Genomic DNA, 12409 nt, shown 5'->3' with positions numbered 1-12409 from the left:
GCCCTCATGGCCACCATCCACCGGCTGCTCGCCACCGCCATCGCCTGCGCGCTGGCGTCCTCCACCGTCGCAGCCGCGGAGCCACCCTCGGGCGTGGACCTGAAGGGCATCGACCACGCGGTGAAGCCCGGCGACGACTTCGATGGCTATGCCAACGGCAACTGGAAGAAAACGGCGCAGATCCCCGCCGACCGCGCCAGCACGGGCATCTTCCTGCAGGTGTTCCAGAAGGCCGAGAAGCGCAACGCCGACCTCGTGAAAGAGGCCGCCGCGGCCAACGCGCCGGCGGGCAGCAACGAGCGCCTGATCGCCGACTACTACAAGGCCTTCATGGACCAGGCCGGTATCGAGAAGGCAGGCCTGAAGCCGCTCCAGCCCGAACTGGCCGCCATCGATGCCATCGCCGACAAGCAGGCCCTCTCCACGGCCCTGGGGGCCCAGCTGCGCGCCGACGTCGACCCCATCAATGCCACCAACCTCGACACCGGCCACCTGCTCGGCCTGTTCGTGGCCCAGGGCCTCGAAGACCCGTCGAAGAATTACCCGTACCTCCTGCAGGGCGGCCTGGGCATGCCCAACCGCGACTACTACCTGAAGAACGACAAGGACATGGTGGAAGCGCGCACCAAATACGCCACCTTCGTCGAAACCCTGCTCTCCCACGCCGGCACGCCCGATGCCGCCGCCAAGGCGAAGGCCATCGTCGCGCTGGAAACCAAGCTGGCCCAAGCGCAGGCCTCCATCGTGGAGAGCGAGGACATCCACAAGGCCAACAATCCGTGGAAGCGCGGCGAGTTCGCCACGAAGGCCCCGGGCATCGACTGGAACGCCTACTTCAAGGCCGCCGGCCTCGACGACCAGCCCACCTTCATCGTCTGGCAGCCGGCCACGGTGACGAAGTTTGCCGCGCTCGTCGCCAGCGAACCGCTGGACACCTGGAAGGCCTGGCTGCGCTTTCACGCCATCAGCGAAAACACCTTCGTGCTACCGAAGGCCTTCGACGAGGCCTCGTTCGAGTTCTACGGCAAGACTCTCACTGGCACGCCGAAGCAGCGCGACCGCTGGAAACGCGGCCTGGGCGCCGTCAATAGCGACCTCGGCGATGCCGTGGGCCAGATCTACGTGAAGAAGTACTTCCCCGCCTCCTCGCGCGCCGAAGTGCAGGACATGGTGAAAAACATCCTGAAGGCCTTCGACGCCCGCGTGGACACCCTGGAATGGATGTCGCCCGCCACCCGCCAGAAAGCCAAGGCCAAGATCGCCACCATCAAGGTCGGTGTGGGTTATCCGGACACCTGGCGCAGCTACGCAGGCCTCGACATCCGCCCGGACGACGCCCTGGGCAATCACCAGCGCGCCGAACTGGCCGAGTACCACCACCAGGTCGCCAAGCTCGGCAAGCCGGTAGACCGCGACGAATGGTGGATGACCCCGCAGACGGTCAACGCCGTGAACCTGCCGTTGCAGAACGCGCTGAACTTCCCCGCCGCGATCCTCGAAGCGCCGTTCTTCGATCCGAAGGCCGACGCCGCGTCCAACTACGGTTCCATCGGCGCCGTGATCGGCCATGAAATCAGCCACAGCTTCGACAACACCGGCGCCGAGTTCGATGCCCAGGGCAAGCTCGCCAACTGGTGGACCGACGCCGACCAGAAGCACTTCAAGGACGCCGGCCAGCGCCTGGTGAAGCAGTTCGACCAGTACGAACCGCTGCCCGGCCTGCACGTCAACGGCCAGCAGACGCTGGGCGAGAACATCGCCGACCTCTCCGGCCTCACCATCTCCTACGCGGCCTACAAGGAGAGCCTGGGCGGCAAGCCGGCGCCGGTCATCGACGGCCTCACCGGCGACCAGCGCTTCTTCCTCGCCTTCGCGCAGAGCTGGCGTGAAAAGACCCGCGACGCAGCGATGCGCCAGCAGGTCATCGGCGACGGACACGCCCCGGGCCAGTTCCGCGCACAGACGGTACGCAACCTCGATCCCTGGTACGACGCATTCAAGCCGCAGGCCGGCCAGAAGCTCTACCTCGACCCCACCCAGCGCGTAAAAATCTGGTGACCCCCGCTCGTGCTCGATGCGACCCAACGCCTGAAAATCTCGTAGTCCTGCTCGTGTAGGAGCGCGCCTTGCGCGCGACCGGTTGTCGCGAAGGAATGATTTCTTCGCGACAACCGGTCGCGCGCAGGCGCGCTCCTACAAGGGGCGGAGTTTTTGTTCCAGCCAGGCCAGCATGCCGTCGAGGGTGAGGGCCAGGGCGCCTACCAGAAGGGCGCCTTGCAGAACGTAGGCGGTGTTGTTGCCCACCAGGCCCTCGACGATGGGCGAGCCCAGCGTCGTGGCGCCTACCGCCGAGCCGATCGTGGCCGTGCCGATGCTCACGATGGCGGAAAGACGAATGCCGGCCATGATCGGGCCCGCCGCCAGCGGCAGTTCCACGTCCCACAGGCGACGCCAGCGGCCGTAGCCCATGCCATCGGCGGCGTGAAGTGCGGCGGGAGATACCGCATCCAGGCCCGCGACGGTCTGGCCCAATACGGGCAACACGCCGTAGAGCACGAGTGCCACGAAGGTCGGCGCCGCGCCAAATCCCAGCAACGGCACCGCAATGGCCAGCACCGCCACAGGCGGAAACGTCTGGCCGATCACTGCCACCGCGCGCACCGTCGGCAACAGCGAACGACCCGCAGGTCGCGTCGCCAGAATGCCCAGCGAAAGACCCAGCACGGTCGCCACCAGCGTCGCACCTAGCACCAGGGCCAGATGCGCAAGCGTCAGCACATGAAATGGCGTACGCGTATACAACGGATGCGACAGTTCGGGCATCCACGCGTGGAACCAGGGCGATGCGTGCGGCAACACCAGCAGCAGCGCCAGCAGGCCCAGCAACGGAAGCATCGCCCTCATCGTTTCCCGTCCACCAGATCGACCAGTGCAATCGATCCCACCACGTGGCCGCCTTCCGTCACCGGCAGACGATCACGCCCCTGCGCCAGCATCGCGCCCAGCGCCTCCTGAAGGCTGGCAGCGATATCCACCGCCTCGCCTTCCGCGGTTTCTCCATGCCGAAGCCGCTCCCGCACCGGACGAATCGCCAGCGCACGCAGATGCGCACGCGATCCACCCACGAACTCGCGAACCCGGTCATCGGCGGGCTCACGAATCAATTGCAGAGGTGTCCCCACTTGCACGAGGTGGCCATCGAGCATGAGGCCCACGCGATCCCCCAGGCCGAACGCCTCGTCCATGTCGTGCGTAACGAACAGGATCGTCGTCGCCGTTTCCCGCTGGATCGTGCGCAGGCTCGCTTGCAGGGATTCGCGCGTCAAAGGATCGAGCGCGCCAAACGGCTCATCCATCAGGACGATGCGGGGCCGGGCCGCCAGCGCCCGCGCCACGCCGACGCGCTGCTGCTGGCCTCCGGACAGCGTACGCGGATAACGATCGCCGATGCCCGGTTCATCCAGCTTCAACAGATGGAGCAACTCGCCTACCCGCGAAGCGATGTCCTGCTTCGACCAGCCGAGCAGCCGCGGCACCGTCGCGATGTTCTCGGCCACCGTGCGATGGGGAAACAGGCCCACCGACTGGATGGCATAGCCGATACCACGGCGAAGCTGCTCCACGTCCATCATGGCGATGTCGTCGCCATCGACCAGCACCCGCCCGCTGTCTGGCGTCACCAGGCGATTGACCATGCGCAGCAGGGTGGACTTGCCCGAACCTGAAGGCCCCACCAGCACGAAGAATTCGCCGTCCTCCACGCGAAGATCCAGCGCATCGATCACCGTTCGATCCGCAAAGTGCTTACTCACGCCTTCGAAGACGATCATGAACGCGACTCCGCCAATGCGTGCAATCCCTGGAAAAGCAGGTCCATCGCAAGCGCCAGCGCGATGATCGCCAGCGTACCCAGCAACACCATATCGGTAGCTCCCTGTCCGATACCGAGGAAGACGAAACGCCCCAGGCCACCTGCGCCGATCAGCGACGCCACGGCCGCCAGGCCCACGGTCTGCACCGCCACGATACGCAACCCGGCCAGCAACACGGGCAGACCAAGCGGCACCTGCACCCGGGTCAACAGCTGCCAGCGGCTCATGCCCAGCCCACGCGCCGCCTCGCGTGCATCCACCGGTGCGGCATCGAGCCCGGTGACGGTGTAGCGCAACACGGGAAGCAACGCGTAAAGCACCAGTGCGAACACTGCCGGCGCCGCGCCCGTGCCACCAAAGCCGAGGGAAGCCAGCGCAGGCCACTGGCGGGCAAGCCACGCGAACGGGCCGATCAGCAAGGCGAACAGCGCCAGGGAGGGCACGGTCTGGAAGAACGAAAACACCCCGAGCAACATGCCCCCTGCCCGTTTCGCACGCCAGGCCCATACGCCCAGCGGCAGACCCAGCGCGAGGGCAAGCGCAAGGGTGATCAGCGACAACACCAGATGAGTCTGCAAGGCATCGAGAAAGGCACCACGCTGCGCGTGATACTCACGCATGACGGCAACGTTATCGAAAGCGCCGGCCATGCCGCCAAGGACGAGGACAAACGCCACACCCCCCCAGATACCTGCCTGCCAGGCGATGCGAAGACCACGCACGCGGTCCAGCAGCAACAGCAGGGCGGCAAGCCACATCGTCCAGAAACCGGCACCCGTCTGGATACGCGTGGTGGACGATGCACCTTCCAGCAACTGCGTTGCATCATGGCCCGCAAGCCATGGCAAGGTGATCACCATGGCGGCCGTGCAGGCTGTCGCCAGCCAGCGGAACCGCGAACATCCCGCCACGGCAACAAGCAACCACGCGACGAGCAGAGCGATCGGATCCGGGTTTTGCGGCACACCACTGAGCAATCGATTGGGCGCCACATGCAGGAAGGGCAGCCCGGCCGCCGCGATACCGATGGCGCACAGGATGACCACCGGCAGGAAACGGGCAATACGGGCGCTGTCCGTCATGGCCCGGCGCCCTGCCCGCGCAGATAATCGGCGGCCACCTTCGATGCATCCTCACCATCGATCTGCGTGCGCGCATTGAGATGCTGCAACACCTCGACGGTCAGCGGGCGAAAGGCCTTTTCCAGTGCATCGCGCATCACCGGATACCGTTTCAGTACTTGTTCGCGTACGACGGGCGCAGGCTGGTAGACCATCTCGACGTGACGCGGGTCCTCAAGAACCACCAGCCCGGTCATCGCCAGGGCCCCGTCCGTGGAATAGACCATGCTCGCATTCACCCCCGACGTACCCTCGGCGGCAGCCTTGATGGTGGCGGAGGTATCGCCACCGGCCAGCACAAGCAGTTGGTCACCGCGCAGGCGAAAACCATAGGCGGCCTGGAACGCAGGCAACGCCGCATCGCTTTCCACGAATTCCGCCGATCCCGCCAGATAGACGCGTCCGTTGCCATTCACCCAGCGTGCGAAGTCATCCAGCGTGCGCAATCGGTTGGCCTTTGCAACATCCGCACGCACGCCGATGGCCCAGTGATTGTCGGCTGGCGCGGGGTGCAGCCAGACCAGGTGGTTTGCCTCCCGGTCGAGCGACGAAGCCAGCGCATAGGCCCGCGCAGCATCCCGGAATGCAGGGTCGGCCTCCCGATGGAAGAAGAAACCTGCATTGCCCGTGTATTCCGGATACACGTCGAGATCGCCGTTGACGAGCGCGCGCCGCACGATCGAGGTAGGCCCGAGCTGCGTGCGATCCGCCACCGGGATCCCTTCGCGGCGCAATACCTGGAGCACGATCTGCCCCAGCACGGCACCCTCGTTGTCCGCCTTGGAACCCACCCGCACCGGTACCTCCGCCTGGGCGACGGCTATGCAGAGCAGACACAGCAGGGCGACAAGGATGCGCCGCAAGTCAGCGACCCAGCAAATCGGCGAACGTCCGCTTGAATGCCTCGTCGATCGGTGTCGCGTCCACGCTCGCAGGCAGGCAGACGAAACGCTGCTCGAAGGCGCGCACCGCTTGCGTGAAACGCTCCGCCCGCCCTTCGTCGTCGCCCTCTTCTACCGCGTAGGCCAGCGCGCGCGCCGCCTGCCCGGCCAGATCGACATCGTCCGGCAACGCCGAGATATCGCCCCATACCTGCTTCAGGTAAGCCACGGCCAGCCCGGCGCGGCGCATGCGATGCAGCAGGCCTCGCGGCAATCCGTGCTCCGGCGCGAAACGCGCCACCACATCGTGGGCCTGATCGACAGGCGCCTGGCCCAGGTCGATGCGGATGCTCAGTGATGCGGTGTCGAACAACCATGAGCCCGGTGCAGGGGTCGCACTGTATGGCAGCGCCCGGCCGTTGACCTCGACGCTTTCGGGAATACCGGCATCCAGCAGCTCCACGATGTAGGCACGCGTTGCCGGCCTGCCGGGATAGTGGCCATCCATCGCATCGATATGCACCCGATGCGCACGATCGCCACGACGGCTGCGGACCGGCGTGCGGGCAAACTCGCCACGCTGGTAACCCTGGCTCCGGCCATCGTCATCGTAGAGCGCCGTATGACCTTCGTCACCGGGAAACACCTGGAGAATCAGCGTATCGGGCACGCTGGCGAGATCGCGCAGGCCTTCGGGATAAAGCGGAATCACGCTGCCGGGCCGCACGAAGATGGGCATTTCCGCCAGCGTGTAATTGCGCTCCAGCACCTGTCCGCCCTCATAGGCCTCCGCACCATCGCGGCTGTACCACAGGCCCGGCGGCAGCCAGACGGCGAAGGCGGCCGAGCCATCCTCGCTCACGGGAACGGTCACGGGGGCGACGAGGATGTCTTCTCCGAACATGTATTGCGCGGGGTGCGCATAGGCTTCCTCGTGCTCCGGCCAGTGGTAGTACATCGGCCGGACGATCGAGGTGCCTGTGTCATACGCGGCACGCGCGGCATCGTAGATATACGGCGCCAGCTGGTAGCGCAGGCGGATCGCCGCGAAGATCGCGTCGCCATAGGGCGGCCCGAAGTGCCATGGCTCCTTGTGCAGGCTGGCTTCCTTCGCCGAATGCGTACGCAGCACGGGGCTGAAGACACCCAGCTGCATCCAGCGCGCATAGAGTTCCGGATCGAGGTGACGCTCCGGTCGCGGTATGTGCTTGTGGAACGTGTGGCCACCGATGTCGTGACTCCAGTAACCGTAGAGCACGTTCGAGGCCATCGACGTGAAATGCGGCTGGAAGGCCAGCGACGTCCACGAGATCACGCTGTCACCGGAAAAACCGATGGGATAACGATGGTTACCCAGGCCACCCCAGCGGTGATAGATCAGCCCGCGCCGGTCGTCGTCGCGCTGCATCTCGGTGAAGAACACATGATTGAGCCACCAGGTGTTCGACAGGCCCGGCACCGCCCTGGATTCGGGCCACTGCTGCCAGTCCAGCCACCAGAAATCCACGCCCTGCTTTTCCAGCGGATGCAGGATCGTGTCGAACAGGGCACGCATGTACGGTTGCGACGCACCTTCGAAGGGAATGGGTTCGCGCGTGGAGGTATCCCACGACAGCACCTTCGCCATCGCGTCGTACTTTTCCTCGTGCGGCATCACGCCCGAGGCAGGATGCAGGTTCAGCGTGATGCGCAGGTTCTGTCCGTGCGCCCAGCGCATGAAGGCCGCCGGCTCCGGGAACAGGCTGCGATTGAAGGTATAGCCGGTCCAGCCGGACTGCTCGCCGAACACGTCGTGCTGTTCGTGGCCCGGCCGTAGCGACAGGCCCGGCGTGGTATGCCAGTCCATGTCGAGCACCAGCACATCGAGCGGAATGCGCTCCTTCTCGAAACGCGCCCCCAGGGTGCGCAGTTCTTCGTCGGCGTAATTCCAGTAGCGCGACCACCAGTAACCGAAGACGAAACGCGGCGGTACGGGCTGTGGCCCGGCGATGGCGGCGAAATCGGCGAGGCCCGCACGGTAATCGTGGCCATACCCGAAGAAGTACAGATCCTGGCGTTCACCGTGCGGACGCGGTATCACCCAGCCTTCGTCGTCGATGCCGAAGCCTTCCGTGTCGTCCACCACATGCCAGCCGTCTCGCGCGATGAGGCCGTCTTCCAGCGGCAGCTTGCTGCCGTCCTGCCAGGTATCGCCGTCGTAGCGGTCGAGGGTGCGGTAGGTGCCGCCGAGGTTGTCTTTCTGGACGTCGCCGGGATGCCAGGTGAGATCACCCGAGGGACGACGCACGTCGATGGCAAGATTGGCGGCCGTGAAACGGCCCGTGCCTTTCTGGTAACGCAGGCGGAGATTGCCGGTATCGATGTCCAGCGTGCTGTCGTCCTCGTTCAGCGAGAACATCGGCACGTCGACAGCGCGGTGGACGACGATCTGGGTACGCCCGTCGCGGAACTGCCGGTCGGCACTCCATTCCAGGCGGATCAGGCGTGGCGACAGCACGGTGAAGCGCACCTCGCCCCGTTCCACGGTGGCTTCCGGTTGCGCGGCGGCGCCCTGGGGCGTCGTGTCGGTCGTGGCTTCCATGGGTCGGGCAGCACCCCTGTGGCAAACGAAGGGGCCATTATGACGCGTCGCCGCATCGACACGGTGAAAGCGCCAGCTTGACGCGACGTGCACCCTCGCCCCGTCACCGTCTGTCGATCGTCACCCAAGCGAGGAGAGGACCATGAACGAAGACCAGATCCGCGGTGCGGCCAATACCGTCGGCGGCCGTGTGCAGCGTGCCGCTGGTGCCCTTACGGGCGATCACGAACTCGAAGCCGAGGGCGCCGTCCGCGAAACCGCCGGTCGCGTGCAGGCCAAGGCCGGCGAGGCGGTGGAAAGCGTGCGCGAAGCGGTAGCCCATCGTCCGCTCGGTGCCATCCTCAGCGGCTTCGGCGTGGGCATCCTCGTCGGCATGCTGCTGGCTCGCCGCGACTAAGCGAGCAACTCAGCCGACCAGGCAGCGGTCGCGCCCGGCGCGCTTGGCCGCGTAAAGCGCCTGGTCGGCCCGCTCGAAGGCGGTGATGGCGGTGTCGCGCGAGGCAAAGCGCGTGATGCCGCCTGACATCGTCACCGCCACCGGTTTGCCGCCCGCGTGGAAGGCCAGTCTGGCCACGGTGGCACAGAGTCCTTCGGCCGCCGCCAGCGCGGCATCGATATCCTGGTCGGCAAATACCACCACGAACTCCTCGCCGCCGTAACGGGCTACGAAGCTGCCTTCACCCAGCGCCTGCGTGAGCGTGCGCCCGACAATGCGCAGCACGGCGTCGCCCGCTGCGTGACCGTAGGTGTCGTTGATGGCCTTGAAGTGATCGATATCGAAAGCGGCGACGCAGGCCTTGCCGCCCTGGCGCACCTCGCGCTCCACATCGCCCATACGCCGTTCCCAGGCCAGCCGGTTCGGCAGTTCCGTCAGCGGATCGGTGAGCGCCCTTTCGTGTTCGCGGCGCAGGGAGTCCTGCAGGGTGCTCGCCTGGGTTTCCAGTTCTTCCACGCGATGCCGCATGCGCCGCGCCCGGTCGCGGTAGGCCGTCAGTCGCGCATCCTCGCGCTCGCGATGCTCGCGGAAATGGATGTCGATCATCGACAGTCGTTCGCTGACCTGGGCTCGCAGCCCGGCCAGGTCGGTGGCGGCACTTACCTGCTCTTCGAGCAGGCGCATTTCGATGTGGACGCGGGCATCCAGCGTACGGGTCTGGTTCTCACCTTCCTCTGCCTCGCGCATCCCTCCCGTCAGGAAACGGGTGACGTCGCCGAGCCGCGCACCGACTTCCGCCAGCAGATCCTGGAGTCGGGCGATATCTTCACGCAGGGCCTGCACCGTATCGGTATCGCCCGCGACATGGGGAACGTCCAGGGCGGCGACGGCTGCGCTCAGGTCATCCAGCAACGGTTCGATGACATCGACCGACTGGGCCGAGTGCAGGCTGCCCGTCAGGCGGTCGAGCAATGCATCGGCATCGGGACTCTGGCCCCGCGCCAGCAGGGCGAGGCGCAATGCGAGGCGACGCAGGCCTTCCTCCACCTGGCGGAAGTCGTGCTCGTCGCGCTCCATCCGTTCCAGCGCGAGATGGTATTTGCGCTCCCACTGATCCTGCTCCACCCGCGCCCCCGACCCGATCGACGTTGGCGCACATCCTACGCCCCGTTCAGGCCGGCGCCACGGTCTGCGCATCGTAGAAATCGCAAAGATCGGCAAACGGCATCGGCCGGCCGATGAAATAACCCTGGGCATGGTCGCAACCGACACCCACCAGATAGTCGAGACTGCCTCCGTCTTCCACGCCCTCGGCCGTCACCCGGAAGCCGAGGCGCTGGCCCAGCTCCACCAGTGAACGCACGATGGTGCGGTCGCTGGCATCGGTGGCCAGCTGGCGGACAAACATGCGGTCGATCTTCAGCTCGCTGACCGGAAGGCGACGCAGGTAGGCGAATGAGGTCTGGCCGATGCCGAAATCGTCGATGGCCACGTCGATACCCATGTCGGCGAAGCGGCGCAGCACGCCGAGCGCTGCCTCCGGTTCGCCGATCACCGCGCTTTCGGTCACCTCCAGTGCGATGGCACGGGCGGGAAGCCCATGCATCGACAACAGCTCCGCGACGCGATCCGGCAGGCCGGTATCACCGATGTCGCGGGCAGAGAGGTTCAGCCAGACCTTGAGCGGACGGCCTTCATGATGCAGCCGTGCCGCCGAGGCGATTCCCCGTGCCAGCACCCAGCGCGTCAGGCGGCCGATATTGCCGGTTTCCTCCGCGACGCCGATGAACTGGTCCGGCGGCACCATGCCGTGACCGGGCCGGTGCCAGCGCACCAGCGCTTCCGCCGCATCGATGCTGCCGTCGGCAAGATGACGCTTGGGCTGGAACCACAGTTCCAGCGCATCGCCGTCGATGGCATCGCGCAGCTCGCTCATCAGCGACAGGCGTTCGGGCCGGTGCGGATCGGTGCATGGGTCGTAGACTTCCACGCCGGCGGACGAGCCGATGGCCGCAAATTCCGCGACCTCGGCACGCCGCAGCAGCGCCGCCGCGCGGTCGCCGTGCGACGGCGCCAGCGCGATGCCGACCGCAGGCCCCATGTCCATGGAAATCTGTGCTTCCTGGTAGGGCTCGGCCAATGCGTCCATCACGCGTCGCGCCATGATCGCGGCCGCGCTGACGTCACCGCCACGTAACCAGATGGCGAACTGCGTATCGGTCACCCGCGCCACGAGATGCCTGCCTGCAATGGCACCCACGCGGCGGCCCGCGTCGTCCATGAGGCGATCGGCCAGCGCGTGGCCCAGGGTCTTCACGATATCGGTGAGCCGGGTCACCCCCACCATGAGCAGCGCGCCACCGCGATCCGGCTGCATGCCCAGGTCGGTATCGATCGCATCTTCGGTGGCGGCGCGATTGGGCAGGCCGGTTACCGGATCGTGCATGGCCTGATGGCGGATGCGCCGTTCGCGCTCGCGCACGGCCTCGCCCATGGTGCGGAACGCCCGGGACAGATCACCGATCTCGTCCTTGCGACTGACCGGCGGCGCATCCTGGTAGTCGCCACCGGCAATGCGCCGGGCCGCTTCGGCCAGCGCTTCCAGCGGACGCGACACGCCGCGCGCCACCAGCCACGACGCCACCAGACCGCCCGCCAGCCCGAGCGCCAGCAGCCCCAGCCACGCACTCCAGATGGCCTTGTAGGGACGCATCGCGTCATCCAGCGAGTAACCCATCACCGCGAGTACGTCGCCGCTGCCGCGCGGCTGTTTCAAAGGCTGGGCCAGCGCAATGTATTCGCGGCCGTTCATGTGCGTGAGGGTGGGTGCACTGGGCAGGCCTTCGCCACGCTCCGCGAAACTCGCGGTCAGCTCCGGCAGCGAATCACCATGGGCGATGACCCGGTAACCATGCGCACCATCGCGCGACACCAGCTCGACGTCGCGCGGGAGTGCGGAAAGCCGCTGCATATGCGCCACCAGCGCATCGTCCAGCGGAATGCTTGCCGCCACCAGGCCCACGGGCTGTGGGGCATACACCGGCACCACCACGACCCAGAACGCCTTGCCGTTCATCACCACCACGGCGGCGGCATGCCCGTCGTACGCCCCCGACACAAGGTCAGGGAAGGCGAATGGCTGGCCATCGCCAGCCGATGTCGTGGAGTCGATCTGCACGCGGCCATCCAGGCCGATCAGCTGCATGCGCGCCGCACCGACACGACTGCCATGGTTGCGCAGCACCGACACGATGGTGCCGCGATCGCGCGTGCCGATGGCCGAACGCAGGGCGTAATCGAGCGACATGATCTGCACGCCGGACGCCACGCGCCCGGACAGGTCGTTCATCTGCGCGACGAAGGCTTCCGCATTCGCCGTGAGCTGGTCGCCCCCCTGCATCAGCAGGTGCCGGCGTGCCACCTCGTAGGCCAGTCCGGCGGTGAGGCCCTGGACGAGGATCAGGGCGGCGACGAAGAACATCGCCAGCCGCGTACGGAAACCAGGCAGCCTCACGAAA

General features: G+C 66.5%; 9 protein-coding genes. 2 read left to right on the top strand and 7 right to left on the bottom strand.

The window, feature by feature from the left end:
* The first annotated feature begins 6 nt into the window (after positions 1-6).
* Positions 7-2058, top strand: coding sequence for a M13 family metallopeptidase (locus KR767_RS10445; protein ID WP_250879068.1), 2052 nt, complete (start codon positions 7-9; stop codon positions 2056-2058).
* Positions 2059-2193: 135 nt separating this feature from the next.
* Here KR767_RS10445 and KR767_RS10440 read toward each other — a convergent pair whose 3' ends face one another.
* The 5 genes from KR767_RS10440 to KR767_RS10420 are packed head-to-tail and all read right to left on the bottom strand — an operon-like array spanning position 2194 to position 8455.
* Positions 2194-2904, bottom strand: coding sequence for an ABC transporter permease (locus KR767_RS10440; RefSeq protein WP_166952860.1), 711 nt, complete (start codon positions 2902-2904; stop codon positions 2194-2196).
* A complete protein-coding gene (locus tag KR767_RS10435; protein ID WP_250879067.1) occupies positions 2901-3830 on the bottom strand; it encodes an ABC transporter ATP-binding protein in 930 nt (309 codons plus the stop codon). The genes KR767_RS10440 and KR767_RS10435 overlap by 4 nt, the downstream gene beginning before the upstream one ends.
* Positions 3827-4954 (bottom strand): ABC transporter permease, encoded by a 1128-nt coding sequence (locus KR767_RS10430; protein ID WP_250879066.1) that lies wholly within the window; start codon positions 4952-4954, stop codon positions 3827-3829. Before KR767_RS10430 ends, KR767_RS10435 begins: the two co-directional genes overlap by 4 nt.
* Positions 4951-5856: a glycine betaine ABC transporter substrate-binding protein OsmF gene (gene osmF / locus KR767_RS10425; protein ID WP_250879065.1), complete on the bottom strand. Its 906-nt coding sequence runs from the start codon at positions 5854-5856 to the stop codon at positions 4951-4953. Before osmF ends, KR767_RS10430 begins: the two co-directional genes overlap by 4 nt.
* Before the next feature lies 1 nt (position 5857).
* Positions 5858-8455 (bottom strand): TIM-barrel domain-containing protein, encoded by a 2598-nt coding sequence (locus KR767_RS10420; RefSeq protein WP_250879064.1) that lies wholly within the window; start codon positions 8453-8455, stop codon positions 5858-5860.
* Between the two features lie 142 nt (positions 8456-8597).
* Between KR767_RS10420 and KR767_RS10415 the strand changes: the two genes are divergently transcribed.
* Positions 8598-8852, top strand: a complete 255-nt coding sequence (locus tag KR767_RS10415) for a CsbD family protein (RefSeq protein ID WP_166952847.1) — start codon at positions 8598-8600, stop codon at positions 8850-8852.
* A gap of 9 nt (positions 8853-8861) precedes the next feature.
* Here the strand turns inward: KR767_RS10415 and KR767_RS10410 are convergent, their stop codons facing one another.
* Positions 8862-10016: a GGDEF domain-containing protein gene (locus KR767_RS10410; RefSeq protein ID WP_250879063.1), complete on the bottom strand. Its 1155-nt coding sequence runs from the start codon at positions 10014-10016 to the stop codon at positions 8862-8864.
* A 46-nt stretch (positions 10017-10062) separates the two neighbouring features.
* The gene (locus KR767_RS10405; protein ID WP_250879062.1) at positions 10063-12405 is read right to left on the bottom strand and encodes a putative bifunctional diguanylate cyclase/phosphodiesterase; all 2343 of its coding nucleotides are present in this window, start codon (positions 12403-12405) and stop codon (positions 10063-10065) included.
* Positions 12406-12409 lie beyond the last annotated feature (4 nt).

This window comes from Luteibacter anthropi (genome assembly GCF_023699965.1).
Lineage (GTDB): Bacteria > Pseudomonadota > Gammaproteobacteria > Xanthomonadales > Rhodanobacteraceae > Luteibacter > Luteibacter anthropi.
This window is presented reverse-complemented; position numbering and strand designations above follow the sequence as displayed.

Coding starts and splice junctions, on each gene's coding strand:
- KR767_RS10440 (WP_166952860.1), bottom strand. CDS start 2,904: ATGAGGGCGATGCTTCCGTTGCTGGGCCTGCTGGCGCTGCTGCTGGTG.
- KR767_RS10415 (WP_166952847.1), top strand. CDS start 8,598: ATGAACGAAGACCAGATCCGCGGTGCGGCCAATACCGTCGGCGGCCGT.
- KR767_RS10430 (WP_250879066.1), bottom strand. CDS start 4,954: ATGACGGACAGCGCCCGTATTGCCCGTTTCCTGCCGGTGGTCATCCTG.
- KR767_RS10445 (WP_250879068.1), top strand. CDS start 7: ATGGCCACCATCCACCGGCTGCTCGCCACCGCCATCGCCTGCGCGCTG.
- KR767_RS10420 (WP_250879064.1), bottom strand. CDS start 8,455: ATGGAAGCCACGACCGACACGACGCCCCAGGGCGCCGCCGCGCAACCG.
- KR767_RS10435 (WP_250879067.1), bottom strand. CDS start 3,830: ATGATCGTCTTCGAAGGCGTGAGTAAGCACTTTGCGGATCGAACGGTG.